The sequence below is a fragment of the Streptomyces thermocarboxydovorans genome (assembly GCF_039524635.1).
Lineage (GTDB): Bacteria > Actinomycetota > Actinomycetes > Streptomycetales > Streptomycetaceae > Streptomyces > Streptomyces thermocarboxydovorans.
In genome coordinates, this window is sequence record NZ_BAAAGU010000025.1 from 37,541 (window position 1) to 53,514 (window position 15,974).

The following is a 15,974-nucleotide window of genomic DNA, read 5'->3' on the forward strand; positions in this document are numbered from 1 at the left end:
GCAGCAGACGTGGACGCCGAGCGCCCCCCGGGCACACCCGCACGTCTCGCACCGGCCCGCCGCCACAGAGCCGCACGTGGCCGGTCCCACGACGTGCCGTGCCACGCGGTCGGCGCAGCAGACGTGGACGCCGAGCGCCCCCGGGCACACCCGCACGTCTCGCACCGGCCCGCCGCCACAGAGCCGCACGAGGCCGGTCCCACGACGTGCCGTGCCACGCGGTCGGCGCAGCAGACGTGGACGCCGAGCGCCCCCCGGGCACACCCGCACGTCTCGCACCGGCCCGCCGCCACAGAGCCGCACGAGGTCAGCCCCACGACGTGCTGTGCGGGTGCGGCCGACGCAGCACAAGTGAGCACCGCCGGCCAGGCCCGTCCCCGGCGCTCACGCCCGTCCGGCGCCCCGCCGCCGGACGGCGGCGGCCCTTCCTGCGCCCACCGAGCGGGGTGCATCGCCGGCCCACCGCTCATCGCCGTCATCCGCCCGGCAGCTCCCGGCCGCCTCCCCGGGCGCCCCGTGGACTTCACACCCCGCGCGCCTCAAGCCACACGAAGGCGGCCCCGCCGGCCCTGCCCCACTTCCGTGGACACAGGGCCGACGGGGCCGCCTCGATCGTTCGTGGGCGCCGTTCAGCCGGCGGCGGCGATGGGATTCACACGGCCGTGCCTTCCTGGCCGATGCGGCTGCGGACGGCCGTCTGGACCTCGGCCTCCTCGGCCGGGTCGGCGGCGAGGCGGCGCAGGCGCTCGACGACGCGGGTGTCGCCGGTCTCGGCGTGGCGGGCGGCGAGTTCGCGGGTGGTCTCCTCGCAGTCCCAGAGGCATTCGACGGCGAAGCCCCGGCCGAAGGAGGGGTCGGTGGCGGCGAGAGCGCGGGCGGCGCGGCCGCGCAGGTGGGAGGAGGCGGTCTCTCGGTAGATGTGGCGCAGGACGGGGGCGGCGCAGCCGATGCCCAGGCGTCCGGCGCCGTCGACGAGGGTCCACAGGGTGGGTGCGTCGGGTCCGTCGCCGCGTACCGCCTCGCGGAGGGCGGCGAGGACCAGGTCGCGGTCCTGGGCGCCGCCCCGGCAGGCGAGCACGCGGCCGGCGGCGGCGCCCAGCCGGTCGGGCCTGCGGGCCCAGGCGCGGGCCCGGTCCACGGCGGCGAGACTGCGCATGCGTTCGAAGGAGTCGACAGCGGCCTCCACGACGGGTGCGGAGCCGGTGGCCACGGCCTGCTCGATCAAATCGAGCACCTCGGGATCGTTGCTGTCGGCGAGGTAGCGCAGGGCGGTGCAGCGGGCTCCCTCGGTGCCGTCCTGGGCGGCCCGGACGATCTCGGGCCGGTCCTCGGGGCCCGCGACGGCGGTGAGGCAGCGGGCGGCGGGGACGTGGAGCGCGGCGCCGCGTTCGACGCCCTGCTGGGCCCATTCGAGAACGGCCCGCACGCTCCATCCGGGCCGGGGTCCGGCCGGGCGCATCTGCCGCTGCCATCGGTCGAAGCAGCCGCTCTCGTGGGCGGCCCGCACGCGGGCGGCGACGGCGGGGCGGGGATCGTCGGCCCACAGCCGCCAGGGCCGGGGTTCGAAGGAGTCCCGCACGGTCGCGGCCAGTTCCGCGTCGCCCTCGGCGCCCTCGGGGAACCGGGCCAGCACGGGCTCGGCCAGGGCGCGCAGGCCCTCGTCGTCGTCGCGCAGCGCCAGCTCGTCCAGGGCCCAGGTCCAGTTGGTGCCGTGGGCGGCGTACCTGCGGAGCAGGTCCAGGGCCTCCCGCCTGCCGTAGGAAGCCAGATGACCGAGGACGGCGAGAGCGAGTCCGGTGCGTGACTCGTCGGTGTCGAGCACGTCCTCGGGGTCGAAGAGGTGGGCCTCGATCGCGTCCAGTTCGCCGTGCAGATCGAGGTAGAGGCGGGCGTAGTAGAGGGAGCGGTTCTCCACCTGCCAGTCGTGGCGCGGGTCGCGCAGCACACAGTGGTTCAGCGCCGCGAGCGCCTCGGAGCGCGGGGCGGTGAGCGCGTGCAGCGTGCCGTCGCCGCGGCCCCGCTGGAGCAGGCCGAGCAGCGTACCGCTGGGCGCTATGACCGGATCGAACATGGGAAACAGCCTCACATCAAGCGTCGACGCAACCGGGGGTGTGCACTACCTGGCCGCGTGACAACACGTCGGGGCGCCCGCCGTTTCCTGCTTGCTGTAGACCATCTTCCTCTGCCTCTCGTCGGTGGCCCTGGCGGGCCGCATCACGGCCCGCGCGGTGCGGCAAGAGCTGCCCAGCCATCACGTCCGTGAACCACGTCGTCATGATGACCCGGCGGTCACATCCACCGCGACCGATATTTCGGCGGCCCTGTACCGCCTCCCCCGTTTTCCGTGTCTTCACTGGTCAGAGCGCCCCGGCGGGCGCTCGCTCGGGTGTCCGGCTCAGTGCTCGCCGAACAGATTCAGCAGTTCGGCCCGGCCGAACATGCGCGCGGTGTCGACGGCCGAGGGCGTCCCCGCGTTCGGATCGGCGCCGCCGTCGAGGAGCGCCTTGGTCACCTCGGCGTCGCCCTTGAAGGCCGCCCCCGCGAGGGGGGTCTGGCCGCGGTCGTTGACGCGGTCGGCGTCGGCGCCGCGCTCCAGGAGGGCCCGTACGGTCCCGGCGTGCCCGTGGTAGGCGGCGAGCATCACCAGCGAGTCGCCCCGGTCGTTGGTGAGGCCGGCCGGGACGCCCGCGTCGACGTAGGCCACGAGCTCCTCGGTCCGGCCCCTGCGGGCCAGATCGAAGATCTTGGTCGCCAGCTCCACGACCTCGGGGTCGGGGGCTTCAGTCATCGGCCGGACCGCCTCTCACTTGCTTCGGGGACTGCGGGGACGGGCGTACGCCTGCGAGCGGTGCAGCGCCGTACGGGTGAATCGCCAGGGTACTGGCTCGTGCGGCACATGAGCCGCGACGCCCGAGGTAAAGATCACGGCAGAGCCGACCGGACGCAACCACCCGAGGCAACGGGGCGACACGCCCTCTGAGCCACGTGAGCGAAAAGCGACCAAATGCACCCAGTTGCACCTTTTATCGTATAGACACATCCTGTGAGCCTGGAAGTACTCAGGGTGACCGTCCCCGAACCAGGAGAACTCACATGTTCATCTCGATCTCATGCGTGGTGCTGCTCGGCATCGTCGTCTTCATCTTCTTCCGCAAGGACGGACTGAAGCTGTCGCACGCGCTGGTCGCCATGCTGTTCGGCTTCTACCTGGCCAGCACGGCCATCGCCCCCAGCATCAAGGCCGGTGGCGAGAGCCTGGCCAGTCTCCTGGGCGGGCTCAGGTTCTGAGCCGCCGCCCCACCCCCCGCCCGCTCGTACGCACCCTCTGGAGGCATCAGTGGCCCGGCGCCCCCTCCCCCGCATCCTCAGCCACGGCGGCGCGCAGCTCGCCCGGAGCCGGGAGCTGGCCCGGACGGCGGCCGACAGCGCCACGGACGTCCTCCATCCGCTCATCACGATCACGCGCGGACTGCGCCGGCTGGCCTCGGCCGGCCGGCGCAGATGGGCGGAGACCCCCAAGGACCGGCGCGGTCCGCTGCTCTTCCTGGCGGCCTCGGTGGTCCTGGTCGTGGCGTTGATGCCGTACGGCCCGCTGCTCGCCGTCATCACCGTGATGGCGGCGGCGGCCTGGCAGGGCCGGGACCGCAGACCGAAGGCCCCCCAGGGGCCGGACCCGTCCCGCAGCCAGCGCCTCAAGTCGCTCTACGAGGCGCTGGTGCCGTACTTCTCCACCCCCGACGACCCCGAGCCGCTCTACAGCCACGGCGGCGCGTGGGACAAGGCGTTCCCGGAGTACGAGTTCGACGGCGCCAGCCGGATGACCCACCTGGTGATCAGCTACCCCGCCTACTTCCCCGACGGCGAGCCGGAGTCCCGCGCCCGGATCGAGCACCTGCTCGCCGCCAAGTCGGGGCGCGACCGCGAGTACCACTTCGCCTGGGACGAGGAGGGCAACCTGCTCACGCTGTGCGCCCTCGCGCCGCTGCCGGTCGACATCGCCGTCCAGCGCTTCGTCACGTCCCCCGGCGAGACCGTCCTGGGCTTCACCGACCCGATCCGGGTGCAGCGCACCCTGCCGCTCACCCATGGCGAGGAACGGCGCGACGTGCCGCCCGTGGTCTGGCGCACCGGCATCCGCTCCACCGCCCCGCATCTGCTCGCCCTCGGCCAGCCGGGCAGCGGCACCTCGACCCTGCTGCGCTCCATCGCGCTGCAGGCCCTCCAGCACGGCGACGTCGTGATCATCGACGGGGGCGGCACCGGCGAGTACGCCTGCCTGACCGGCCGGGACGGCGTGCTGGCCGTCGAGTGCGGTCCGGCCGGGGCGGCGGAGAGCCTGAAGTGGGCCGCGCAGGAGACCGAGCGCCGGCTGATCGCCGTCAACCGGGCGCACCAGGCGGGCGACCCGCCGCCCGAGGACACCCGGCGGCCGCTGTGGATCCTGCTGGACCGCCCGACCGTCTTCACGCATCTGGCCGCCGCGGACGGCCGCCCGGACCCCCAGGCGCTGCTCCACATGCCGCTCCGGCACGGCCGCCCGGCGAACGTCACGGTCGTGGTGGCCGACCAGCTCGACAGCCTGGAGACCCTCAGCGAGACCGTGCGGCAGCACACCCGGGCGCGGGTCGTCCTCGGCCCGGCCACGGCCGAGCAGCTGGAGTCCGTCCTGGGCGCCCCGCCGCCCAGCACCCCGGTCGACCAGATCCCCGCCGGCCGCGGCTACGCCCGCCTCGGCACCGGCCCGGTCCACCGGCTCCAGGTCCCGGCCACCCCCAACCCCTACGACGACGCCACCAGCGAGTCCCTGCGCCAGGCCGTCCTCGAGCTGCTCCCGCCGCGCACGACCCCGGCGGACGAGGAAGCCCACCAGGACGCGGCCGCCCAGGAGGCGGACACCCCGGCCCCGGCGGTCCGCCTGGAGAAGGTCCCGTCGGACCGAGCCCCGGCCCGGGACGCACAGGACACGACGGATCCCGACGAGCCCAAGGTCCCCGCCGAGGCCCTGGCCCCCGGCCCCACCACGCAGCAACCGGCCCGGGAAGCGGCGGTCGCCGAGTCCTCCTGAGGACCGTCGCCCCCGGCGGGTGCCGACTCCCGGCCCCGAGGCTCATGGGGGCGCAGGGCCCCGAGGCCGAGGCCCTGCGCCACTCCGGGCCCAGCCCCGCTCCCGCGCCCTCGCGGAGCTCCCGGCGCCAAGGTCTCCCTGAGGCCCGCGGCTCCCGGCCCCGACGTTCCTGGCGCAGGCCCGGGCGTGAGGCCCCCGAACCCCGCTGAACCACCCGGCCCCGGCGCTCCTGGCGCAGGCCCGGGCGTGAGGCCCCCGAACCCCGCTGAACCACCCGGCCCCGACGTTCCTGGCGCAGGCTCGGGCGTGAGGCCCCCGAGCCCCGCTGGACCACCCAGGGCGCCCCGCTCCCGGGCCACCGCCGGCTCCCGGCCCTGGGGCTCCTGGCCGCCGGCTCCTCGCGTTGGGCTCCCCAGTACCGCCGGTGCCTCTCTCCTCAGGCCGTCACCAGTGCCTCCCCGAGGCGCGATCCGGCCGACGGGCTCCCCCGCCGAGCGGCGGCACGCAGGCCCTACGCCACGAACGTCCGCGGCGGCTCCGCTCCCGACGTGCCGCCCGTTTCGACCAGGCGGGCCGCTGCGGCCAGGCGGGAGGCTGCCTCCTCGGCCACGGCGCCGCCCACGGTGAAGGGCAGGCGGACGTAGCCCTCGAAGGCGCCGTCGACGCCGAAGCGCGGGCCGGAGGGGACGCGGACGCCGACGCGTTCGCCCGCCTCGGCGAGCCGGGAGCCGGAGAGACCGCCGGTGCGCACCCAGAGGGTCAGTCCGCCCTGGGGCACCTCGAACTCCCAGTCCGGCAGCTCCCGCCGCACGGCGGCCACCAGCGCGTCCCGGTTCTCGCGGGCCTGGGTGCGCCGCACCTCGACGGCCTGCTCCCAGCCGCCCGTGCCGAACAGCCAGTGCACCGCCAGCTGCTCCAGCACCGGTGTGCCGAGGTCGGCGTAGGCGCGTGCGGCGACCAGGCTGCGGATCACGTCGGGGGCGGCCCGCACCCAGCCGATGCGCATGCCGGCCCAGAAGGCCTTGCTGGCCGAGCCGACGGTGATCACGGTGGAGCCGGCCGGGTCGAAGGCGCAGACGGGGCGGGGCATCTCCACGTCCTCGTCGAGCCACAGCTCGCTCATCGTCTCGTCGGCGACCAGCACCGTCCCCGCCGAACGGGCCCCGTCCACCAGGCGGCGCCGCTGGTCCTCGTCGGCGAGCGCCCCGGTCGGGTTGTGGAAGTCGGCGACGACGTAGGCGATGCGGGGTGCGGCCTCCCGCAGCACCTGCCGCCAGCGGTCCATGTCCCAGCCCGCGAGGCCCTCGGCCATGGCGACGGGAACGAGACGGGCGCCGGCCTCGCGCATCAGCTGGAGGATGTTGGCGTACGAGGGCGACTCCACCGCGATGCGCTCGCCCCGGCCGCCGAAGAGGTGGCAGATGGCGTCGATGGCGCCCATCGCCCCGGTGGTCACCATGATCTGCTCGGGCATGGTCGGGATGCCGCGCGCCGTGTAGCGCTCGGCGATCATCGAGCGCAGCGCGGGCAGCCCGGCGGGATAGTCGCCGTGGGTGTGCGCATAGGGCGGGAGCTCCTCCAGGGCGCCCTGCACGGCCCGGGTCAGCCAGGGTTCGGGCGCGGGAAGGGCCGCACAGCCGAGGTCGATCAGCGAGCCGAGCGCCTCCGGGGGCAGCGGCTCCAGGCCCCGCGCGGGCACCGGGTTGCCGGCCGGCACGGCGGTCCAGCTGCCCGCGCCGCGCCGGGACTCCAGGAATCCCTCGCTGCGCAGCGCCTCGTAGGCGGCGGCGACGGTGGTGCGGCTGACGGACAGGGCGAGGGCCAGTTCGCGCTCGGCGGGCAGCCGGGCGGCGACCGGGACACGGCCCTCCAGCACCAGCAGGCGGATGCCGTCGGCGAGGGCCCGGTAGGCGGGCGGGCGCCGGGTGCCGGGCCCGGCCGGGCGCTCCTGCTGGGACTTGAGCTGCCGGGCGAGCTGGGCGGCCCCCACCGCCGAGGTCCACTGCGCCATGAGAATCAGTCCACCTTCCCCGGATTGGCCATGGATGGCTTCTCCGTCCAAGCCACAGGGTGTCATGCGTCGGTCCACTTCCACCACCTTCCCTCCAGGGGGCATCCACGTGTCCGGTCACTCATCCCGGCCCCGGCAGCTGCCACGGCGGCTGTTCCAGCTGTACGCGGGACTGGCGCTGTACGGGGCGAGCTCGGCGCTGCTGGTCAGATCGGGGCTGGGCCTCGAGCCGTGGAACGTGCTGCACCAGGGCCTGTCCGAGCGCACCGGACTGTCGATGGGCCTGGTGCTGACCGTGGTGGGCGCGGCGGTGCTGCTGCTGTGGCTCCCGCTGCGCCAGCGGCCCGGGCTGGGCACGGTCTCCAACGTGCTGGTGATCGGCGCGGCGATGGACGCCACGCTCGCGGTGGTGCCGGACGCGCACGGCCTTCCCGCGCGGGTGGCGTTCATGGTCGCGGGCGTGGTGCTGAACGGCGCGGCCACCGGGCTGTACATCGCGGCGCGCTTCGGCCCCGGCCCGCGGGACGGGCTGATGACAGGGCTGCACCAGCGCACGGGGCTGTCCATCCGCCTGGTCCGCACGGTCCTCGAGATCACCGTGGTGGCCACCGGCTTCGTCCTCGGCGGCACCGTCGGCCTTGGCACGCTGCTGTACGCGCTGGCGATCGGCCCGCTGGCCCAGCTGTTCCTGCGCCTGTTCGCCGTCCCCACGGGCCCGGAGGGCACCACGGTGGTTGCCGCCGGGCAGCCGCGGCGAGCGATACTGCGTCGGTGACCTCGCCGATACGCCCGCCGCGCCACCCCTACCTCGACCACCCGGCCCCGATCGCCTTCGCCCACCGGGGCGGGACGGCGGACGGCCTGGAGAACACCGTGCGGCAGTTCCGCAGGGCCGTGGCGGCGGGCTACCGCTACATCGAGACCGATGTGCACGCCACCCGCGACGGGCGGCTGGTCGCCTTCCACGACGAGACGCTGGACCGGGTGACCGACGGCGCCGGCCGGATCGCCGACCTGCCCTGGCGGGACGTGGCGCAGGCGCGGGTGGCGGGCGAGGAGCCGGTGCCGCTCTTCGAGGAACTGCTGGAGACCTTCCCCGAGGTGCGCTGGAACGTCGATGTGAAGGCGGAGCCCGCCCTGCTGCCGCTCCTGGAGCTTCTCGAGCGCACCGGCGCCTGGGACCGGATCTGCCTGGGCTCGTTCTCCGAGGCCCGCGTGGTGCGCGCCCAGCGGCTGGCCGGGCCGCGGCTGGCGACCTCGTTCGGCACCCGGGGCGTGCTGAGGCTGCGGCTGCGCTCCTGGGGCCTGCCGGCGCCGGTGCGCCGCTCGGCGGTGGCCGCCCAGGTGCCCGAGGAGCAGTCGGGCGTGACGGTGGTGGACCGGCGCTTCGTGAACACCGCCCACGCGCTCGGGCTGCAGGTGCACGTCTGGACGGTCAACGAGCCGGAGCGGATGCACCGGCTCCTGGACCTGGGCGTGGATGGCATCATGACCGATCACATCGAGACACTGCGCAGGGTCATGGAGGACCGCGGCATCTGGGTCTAGACCAGGTCCCCGGCACCTCGCAGCGCGTTCACGGGGAAAGCGAGGGGCACGCGTGGGCATCGGAACCGTGCGGTCACCGGCGCCGGACGAGGCGGCCGGGAGGCGCCGCGAGCAGCGCGGCTGGTACTTCTACGACTGGGCCTGCTCCGTGTACTCCACGAGCGTCCTCACCGTCTTCCTGGGCCCGTACCTGACCACGGTCGCGGAGGCGGCGGCGGACGCGGACGGGTTCGTCCACCCGCTGGGCGTCCCGGTGCGGGCGGGAAGCTTCTTCGCGTACTGCGTGTCGCTGTCGGTGATCCTTGCGGTGCTGATGATGCCGCTGGTGGGCGCCGCCGCCGACCGCACCGGGCGCAAGAAGCCGCTGCTCGCGGCCGCCGCCTACACCGGGGCGGGGGCCACGGCCGGCATGTTCTTCCTCGACGGTGAGCGCTATCTGCTCGGCGGAGTGCTCCTGGTGGTGGCGAACGCCGCGCAGTCCGTGGCGATGATGCTCTACAACTCCTATCTGCCGCAGATCGCCGCGCCCGAGGAGCGCGACGCGGTCTCCTCCCGCGGCTGGGCCTTCGGCTATGCGGCCGGTGCCCTGGTGCTCGTCGCCAATCTGGTCCTCTACACGCAGCACGACACCTTCGGGGTGTCCGAGGGCACGGCCGTCCGGATCTGCCTGGCCTCGGCCGGTCTGTGGTGGGGGGCCTTCACCCTGGTGCCGCTGCGCCGGCTGCGCGACCGCCGCGCCGGAGCGGGGGAGGAACGGGAGGCGGCCGTGCCCGGGTTCCGGCAGCTGGCCGCCACGCTCCGCGACATGCGGCGCCATCCGCTGACCCTGGCGTTCCTGCTGGCGTACCTCGTCTACAACGACGGCGTCCAGACGGTGATCTCCCAGGCCTCGGTCTACGGCTCCAGGGAGCTGGGGCTCGGCCAGTCCACGCTGATCGCCGCCGTGCTGCTGGTGCAGGTCCTGGCGGTGGCGGGCGCGCTGGCGCTGGGCCGGCTGGCCCGCCGGCACGGCACGAAGCGGACCGTGCTCGGCTCGCTGGTGGCCTGGACGCTGACATTGGCGGCCGGCTACTTCCTCCCGGCCGGCGCTCCGGCGTGGTTCTTCGTGCTGGCCGCCGGGATCGGCCTGGTGCTCGGCGGCACCCAGGCGCTGTCCCGTTCGCTGTTCTCCCACATGGTCCCGCCGGGCAAGGAGGCCGAGTACTTCTCGGCGTACGAGATCAGCGACCGCGGCATGAGCTGGCTCGGGCCGCTGCTGTTCGGGCTCACCTACCAGCTCACCGGCAGCTACCGGGACGCGATCGTCTCGCTGGTCGCGTTCTTCGTGCTCGGATTCGTGCTGCTGGCGCGGGTTCCGGTGCGGCGTGCGATCGGTGAGGCGGGGAACCCGGTTCCCGAGCGGATTTAGCACTCGGAGCGAAAGGGCTGTAGTGTACGCGTTTGGCCTGCCAGGCGTACCGTTACTGCGCGTCAACGATGCCGAACCGCTGGGTCACATCTGCCCACAGAGGTGACAAACCGGACGTCGGGGGGTACTGCACTGGTTGACAAGGCTGCGGCTACGACGGCGACGCATGACCCGGAACGGGACTCGGGACGGGAATCTTTACCGCCGCCCGGACGTTGACCGGATGACGACGACAGCGACACCTGTCCTGTGGGCGACAAGCCCGGGAGGCACGATTCATGAGTGAGCGAGCTCTTCGCGGCACGCGCCTCGTGGTGACCAGCTACGAGACGGACCGCGGCATCGACCTGGCTCCGCGCCAGGCCGTGGAGTACGCATGCGAGAAGGGGCACCGCTTCGAGATGCCCTTCTCGGTCGAGGCGGAGATCCCGCCGGAGTGGGAGTGCAAGGTCTGCGGTGGCCAGGCACTTCTGGTGGACGGCGACGGCCCCGAGGAGAAGAAGGCCAAGCCCGCGCGTACGCACTGGGACATGCTGATGGAGCGGCGCACCCGAGAGGAGCTCGAAGAGGTCCTCGAGGAGCGTCTGGCCGTGCTGCGCTCCGGCGCGATGAACATCGCTGTTCATCCCCGGGACAGCCGGAAGTCGGCGTGACCCCTGCGGGGGCTTGGGAGTAGCACCCAGCGCACAGCGGTGACAGGACCGCGGGCGCGATACGGATCATCCGGTGTCGCGCCCGCGGTCCTGTGCTGTGCGGGTCCTCGGCCCGCCCCGTGCTGTGCCCGCGTGAGCGGACAGAGGCCTCAGCGGGACAGGGGCGGGCGTCAGCGGGACAGGGGCGGGCGGGGCTCCTGCGGGGTGTCCGGTTCGTCGCGGATGACCTCGCCCTGCACCACCTTGCCGTCCGGCCGGCGGATGCGGGCCTGCTGGAAGGCGTCCCCCAGGCTGCCCTGGGCCGCCTCGCGCAGCTTGCGCTCGAAGGTGCGCTCGGCGTAGCGGCTGACGGCCTTCTGCACCGGCGGCAGGAGCAGCAGCAGACCCACCGCGTCCGAGATCAGGCCGGGGATGATCAGCAGCAGACCGCCGAGCATCGTCAGCCCGTTGCCCTCGCTGCTGGGCCGGCTGCCCGGAACGACGCCGCCCTGCTGCTGTTGCAGGGTCTCGCTCAGGCTCCTGAACGCCCGGCGACCGGCCCGTTTGATGACGACGGAGCCGAGGACCACGCCCGCCACCAGCAGCAGGAAGACCACCAGCCCGCTGGACGCCCCGGCGACCAGCGTGAGCAGCCAGATCTCCAGCACCAGCCACGCGGCCACGCCCAGCGGCAGCCAGGTGCGCAGCCGGGAGCGGCGGGGCCGGGCGGGATACGGGGTCTGAGCGCCAGTCGTCATGACTCCAGTGTGCCTGGGCCCGGCTCAGTGCGGGATAAGCGGGGCAAGCGGGGTAAGCGGGTCAGGCAGTCGATGCGGTGATCGGCGGACGGTCGCTGCCGTGATCAGCGGCCCGTACGGGGCTTCCTGCCCGCGCCCCGGCCGAGCAGCTTGCCCGCCCGCTCCGACACGCCCCAGGCGGTGACCCGCCACAGCGCCTCGACGAGGATGTCGCGGCTCATCTTGGAGTCGCCGAGCTCCCGCTCCACGAAGGTGATGGGCACCTCGACCACGTGGTAGCCGGCCTTGACCGCGCGGCGGGCGAGGTCGACCTGGAAGCAGTAGCCCTGGGAGGCCACGTCGTCCAGTCCGAGGCCCTCCAGGGTCTCGCGGCGGAAGGCGCGGAAGCCGCCGGTGATGTCGCGCAGCGGCAGATCCAGCGCCAGGCGCGAGTAGAGGCTGCCGCCGCGCGAGATGAACTCCCGGGACTTCGGCCAGTTCACCACGCGCCCTCCGGGCACCCAGCGGGAGCCCAGCACCAGGTCGGCGCCCTTGAGCGCGGTCAGCAGCCGGGGCAGCTCCTCGGGCTGGTGGGAGCCGTCGGCGTCCATCTCGACGAGCACGCCGTAGCCGTGCTCCATGCCCCAGCGGAAGCCGGCGAGATAGGCGGCGCCGAGGCCCTCCTTGCCCTTGCGGTGCAGCACCTGGACCTGCTCGTCCTCGGCGGCCAGTTCGTCGGCGAGCTTGCCGGTGCCGTCGGGGCTGTTGTCGTCGGCGACCAGGACGTGCGCCTCCGGGACGGCCTCGCGCACCCGGCCGACGATCGCCTTGATGTTCTCCGCCTCGTTGTAGGTCGGGATGATCACCAAGGTCGTGCCGAGCGGGCCGAACCGCCTCCCCTGGGTCTCCGACTCCAGGGTCCCGTCGCCGTCGTTCACTGCTGCCCCTTCATGTTCTGTCCGCAGGGTCCCCACCTTAGTGGTCGCGGCCTGCGCTGACGTGACGGGACGTTCGAGGCGGCCAGTGATGCCAGTTACGTGTGCGGCGGCGGATGGAGGCCCGGCGCCCTTCGGGCCGGCCCGGGACCCGCCGGCTGCGGGTCGACCTGAAGCCGTTGTCTACTGAGCGCACGGGCCCCACCCGGGTCGCACCTCCCCGGCGGCCGGAACGTTCCCCTCGCCGCCGCGCCGACGCTGAGCCTGGCTCCCAGTGACGGTGCTCCGGTGCGGCACACCGTCCCTGACCCAGCGGCCTGCCACGAGTGGCGGAAGTTCCCCGGTCGGGGCGTCCGATGGTGGACCCGGCCGAACCTACCGGCCCCGATCCGCCGCCTGTCAACAGTCGTTTGACCTGCACAATGTGGTTCAAATGCCTGGTCAGCGTGGAGGAAGCGCAGGTCGCGCCACGGCGGCGCGGCGCATGATCGTCACCGCGCCGCACCCGTAGATCACTCGCCCGGCCGTACGTACACGGTGCGCCCGCCGACCACCGTGCGCAGGCAGACCGGCAGGTCACGGCCGGGGGTGAGGTCGGGCAGTCCGGGGGTGCCGGAGCGGGGGTCGGTGGACCAGCGGGCCACCCGGTCGTCGGGCGCCTGGACCACCAGCTCCCCGGTGCGCCACACGGCGTAGTCGGCGGGGGCTCCGGGCACCAGGACGCCCGCGTCGTCGCGGCCGATCGCCCGCCAGCCGCCCCGGGTGTGCGCGGTGAACGCGGCGCGCACCGAGACCCGGTGCTCCGGGGTGCGGTGGAAGGCGGCGGCGCGCACGGTGCCCCACGGGTCGAGCGGGGTGACCGGGCTGTCGGAGCCGAAGGCGAGCGGCACGCCGGCGCGCAGCAGGGCCGCGAAGGGGTTGAGGGTCCTGGCCCGCTCGGGGCCGAGGCGCCGCGCGTACATGCCGTCCTCGCCGCCCCAGAGGGCGTCGAAGGCGGGCTGCACGGAGGCGGTGAGGCCGAGTTCGGCGAGGGCGGCGATGGTCTCCTCGGTGAGCATCTCGGCGTGCTCGATCCGGTGCCGGGCGGCCCGGATCCGGTTGAGGCCGAGCTTGTCTGCGGCGGCGCGCAGGCCCTCGACGACGGTGGTGACCGCGGCGTCGCCGATGGCGTGGAAGCCCGCCTGGAGGCCCGCCTCGGTGCAGTCGACGACATGGGCGGCGACGGCGGCGGCGTCCAGGTGCGCGGTGCCGGTGTGATCGGCGTCGGCGTACGGCTCGTGCAGGCAGGCCGTGTGCGAGCCGAGGGCGCCGTCGGCGAACAGGTCGCCCGCGGCGCCGATCGCGCCCAGCTCACGGGCCTTGGCGGCGTCCCGCTCCGCCCAGTAGCCGACGACCCGCGGGCCGTCCTCCTCGGCGGCCAGGCGCAGCAGGCCGGTGAAGTCGTCCTCGGAGGAGATCTCCGGGCCGCCGCACTCGTGGACGGTGCCGATGCCGAGCGAGGCGGCCCGGGCGAGGGCGGCGCGCTGGGCCTCGGTGCGCTGGGCGGGCGTGACGGCGGCGAGCGCGGCGGCGCGCACGGCGTGGTGGTCGTCGCCGGTGAGCGGCCGGTCCTCGCGGGTCACGTCACCGCCGGCGAGGTCGAGGAGCGCGGTGGTGACGACCGCGGAGTGGACGTCGATGCGGCTGAGGTACAGGGGGCGTCCGCCGGTGGCCTCGTCCAGTTCCGCACGCGTGGGCGGCCGTCCGCCGGGCCAGCGGGCGGCGTCCCAGCCGTGCCCCAGCAGCACCCGGTCGTGCGGGCGGGCGGCGGCGAACTCCCGTACCCGGGCGAGCGCGTCCTCGAGGGTGGGCGCCCCGGACAGGTCCAGCCCGGTGAGGGCGAGACCGGTCGCGGTGGTGTGCACATGCGCGTCGGTGAACGCCGGGGTGACCAGCGCCCCGTCGAGATCGACCACCTCGTCGACCCCGTCCGCGTAGGCGTCGGCGGCCCCCTCGGAGCCGACCCAGGCGACCTGCCCCCGCTCCACGACCATCGCGGTGGCGAAGGGGTCGGCGGGGCTGTGGATCTCTCCCCGGCGGAGCAGGACGGTGCGGGAGGGGGCGGCGCGTTCACTCATGCCCCACAGTCTCGCGCGTCGCCCGCTCCGCCCGGCAACCAGGTCGTGCCTTGCGGCAGGTCGCGCGGTCGCCCCGCGCCGGGCCGGGACCGCCCCACGGCACGGCGGGCAGGCGTCCCACGGCAGGTCGGGGCCCCGCCGGTCAGATGCGCGGCGGGCGGGCCTCGTACGGCGTGGAGAGGACCACGGTCGTGCGGGTCGAGACGCCCGCCAGGGAGCGGACCCGGGCGAGGAGTTCCTCGAGCTCGTGCGGGGTGGCGACCCGGACCTTGAGGATGTAGTTCTCGTCGCCCGCGACGCTGTGGCAGGCCTCGATCTCGGGCACTCCGGCGAGGCGGTCCGCGATGTCGTCCGGGGCGCTGGGGTCGAAGGGTTTGACCGAGATGAACGCCGTCAGGGGCAGTCCGACGGCCTCCGCGTCGACGACCGCGGTATAGCCGCGGATGACGCCACGCTGCTCCAGCCGGCGCACCCGCTGGTGCACGGCCGACGTGGACAGGCCCGTGGCCTTGCCCAGGTCTGTGTAGCTCATCCGCCCGTCCTTGACGAGCAGCTGCACGATCTGTCGGTCCAGCTCCTCCATGGCGCAAGAACCTACAGTGCGCTTGATCTCCTCGGATACCTGAGCAGGCCAGGCAGCACCCGGTTCGTGATCTGCCGCAGGCATGTGACGAACACCACAAGCTTCGAACGGCTTCCGTGATGTTCTCGTGATTACCCCGGATCGGCGGCGGGAAGTGCTTGCTGTGGTCGAGGCCGCAGTGCCTGAACGGCCCAGCCCGAGGGGGAGAACCCAATGCAGAGTGTTAAGCGCCCTGGTCGTAGCGTGCCCAAGCGGCGGCAGCAGGTCGTCGAGCCCGAGCCGGAGGGCGTCGAACCCGACGCCCTGGCCGAGGAGGACGACGCGTACGACACCTTCGAGATGTACCGGGTGATCTGCCCGGACTGCGCGCAGCCCATCGCCCTGCTGGCAGACGAGGAGGTCCTGCCGGAGCACGCGCTGTGCGCCTCTCCGTGGAACCCGTTCGGCCTCACGGTGTGCCCCGGCACCGGCCGCAGCGCCTCGGAGGCCCGCCCGGCGGACGAGACCGTCACACCCCAGGAGCAGGACACGGGACTGCTGTTGACGCTCCCTCAGGGACTCGACTGGCGGACCCAGCCGTTCTCGCACGTGGGCGGCCCGGGCTCGCGTCCGATCCGGGTTCCCGTGATGCGGCGCCACGCCGCCTGAGTGCACCGTGCCGGGGGCGGCCCCCGCGCCGCCCTCGCTCCATCACCGGCCCATCACCAGCCCATCACCGGCGACGCCCCGGTCGTCGTCCGGTCGCGGACGCCCCGGCGAACGCACGCCCTATTCCGCGGGTCGGTGACCTGTCCGGTGGCTCCCGCGTTGCCCAGGTATGACGACCCCCACGTATTCGACGACCGGGCGTCAACGCCGTGTCTTCGTACCGCCGCCGGCGTTCGCGCCGGCCCCGCCGCAGCTGCCGGACCCGCCCATCTACCGGGACATGATGCGGA

At 74.0% G+C, this 15,974-nt stretch carries 14 protein-coding genes; 7 read left to right on the top strand and 7 right to left on the bottom strand.

The annotated features are described in order from the left end of the window. Positions 1-652: 652 nt before the first annotated feature. Positions 653-2,071 (bottom strand): HEAT repeat domain-containing protein, encoded by a 1,419-nt coding sequence (locus ABD198_RS13680; protein WP_344000825.1) that lies wholly within the window; start codon positions 2,069-2,071, stop codon positions 653-655. Between the two features lie 324 nt (positions 2,072-2,395). Further along, positions 2,396-2,788 carry an ankyrin repeat domain-containing protein gene (locus tag ABD198_RS13685; protein ID WP_344000827.1) on the bottom strand — a complete coding sequence of 131 codons (393 nt, stop codon included), beginning with the start codon at positions 2,786-2,788 and terminating at the stop codon, positions 2,396-2,398. 305 nt (positions 2,789-3,093) lie between these two features. On the opposite strand from ABD198_RS13685, the gene ABD198_RS13690 reads away from it, so the two are divergent. Both ABD198_RS13690 and ABD198_RS13695 read left to right on the top strand, forming a co-directional pair. Next, entirely contained in the window at positions 3,094-3,288 is a 195-nt protein-coding gene (locus ABD198_RS13690; RefSeq protein ID WP_167990790.1) for a hypothetical protein, read from the top strand. Positions 3,289-3,337: 49 nt separating this feature from the next. Then, the gene (locus ABD198_RS13695; RefSeq protein ID WP_344000829.1) at positions 3,338-5,065 is read left to right on the top strand and encodes a P-loop NTPase family protein; all 1,728 of its coding nucleotides are present in this window, start codon (positions 3,338-3,340) and stop codon (positions 5,063-5,065) included. Between the two features lie 511 nt (positions 5,066-5,576). Here ABD198_RS13695 and ABD198_RS13700 read toward each other — a convergent pair. Next, positions 5,577-7,076: an SCO1417 family PLP biosynthesis transcription factor gene (locus ABD198_RS13700; protein ID WP_344000831.1), complete on the bottom strand. Its 1,500-nt coding sequence runs from the start codon at positions 7,074-7,076 to the stop codon at positions 5,577-5,579. Between the two features lie 64 nt (positions 7,077-7,140). Here ABD198_RS13700 and yczE point away from each other — a divergent pair, with 64 nt between their 5' ends. From yczE to ABD198_RS13720, 4 genes are all read left to right on the top strand, one after another. After that, the gene (gene yczE / locus ABD198_RS13705; protein WP_344000833.1) at positions 7,141-7,851 is read left to right on the top strand and encodes a membrane protein YczE; all 711 of its coding nucleotides are present in this window, start codon (positions 7,141-7,143) and stop codon (positions 7,849-7,851) included. Beyond that, positions 7,848-8,624: a glycerophosphodiester phosphodiesterase family protein gene (locus tag ABD198_RS13710; protein WP_344000835.1), complete on the top strand. Its 777-nt coding sequence runs from the start codon at positions 7,848-7,850 to the stop codon at positions 8,622-8,624. The genes yczE and ABD198_RS13710 overlap by 4 nt, the downstream gene beginning before the upstream one ends. Positions 8,625-8,676: 52 nt before the next feature. Next, entirely contained in the window at positions 8,677-10,032 is a 1,356-nt protein-coding gene (locus ABD198_RS13715) for an MFS transporter (protein WP_344000837.1), read from the top strand. A 278-nt stretch (positions 10,033-10,310) separates the two neighbouring features. Continuing rightward, on the top strand, positions 10,311-10,685 hold the full coding sequence (locus ABD198_RS13720; protein WP_125496038.1) for an RNA polymerase-binding protein RbpA: 375 nt from the start codon (positions 10,311-10,313) through the stop codon (positions 10,683-10,685). Positions 10,686-10,855: 170 nt separating this feature from the next. Here ABD198_RS13720 and fxsA read toward each other — a convergent pair whose 3' ends face one another. The 4 genes from fxsA to ABD198_RS13740 form a co-directional block, all read right to left on the bottom strand. Further along, positions 10,856-11,422: an FxsA family membrane protein gene (fxsA, locus tag ABD198_RS13725; protein WP_344000841.1), complete on the bottom strand. Its 567-nt coding sequence runs from the start codon at positions 11,420-11,422 to the stop codon at positions 10,856-10,858. A 104-nt stretch (positions 11,423-11,526) separates the two neighbouring features. Next, positions 11,527-12,339 carry a polyprenol monophosphomannose synthase gene (locus ABD198_RS13730; RefSeq protein WP_344000843.1) on the bottom strand — a complete coding sequence of 271 codons (813 nt, stop codon included), beginning with the start codon at positions 12,337-12,339 and terminating at the stop codon, positions 11,527-11,529. Between the two features lie 509 nt (positions 12,340-12,848). Then, positions 12,849-14,453: an amidohydrolase gene (locus ABD198_RS13735; RefSeq protein ID WP_344000845.1), complete on the bottom strand. Its 1,605-nt coding sequence runs from the start codon at positions 14,451-14,453 to the stop codon at positions 12,849-12,851. A gap of 142 nt (positions 14,454-14,595) precedes the next feature. Further along, entirely contained in the window at positions 14,596-15,036 is a 441-nt protein-coding gene (locus ABD198_RS13740) for an Lrp/AsnC family transcriptional regulator (protein WP_344000846.1), read from the bottom strand. Between the two features lie 213 nt (positions 15,037-15,249). Here ABD198_RS13740 and ABD198_RS13745 point away from each other — a divergent pair, with 213 nt between their 5' ends. Further along, the gene (locus ABD198_RS13745; RefSeq protein ID WP_344000848.1) at positions 15,250-15,684 is read left to right on the top strand and encodes a hypothetical protein; all 435 of its coding nucleotides are present in this window, start codon (positions 15,250-15,252) and stop codon (positions 15,682-15,684) included. The last annotated feature ends 290 nt before the right edge of the window (positions 15,685-15,974 follow it).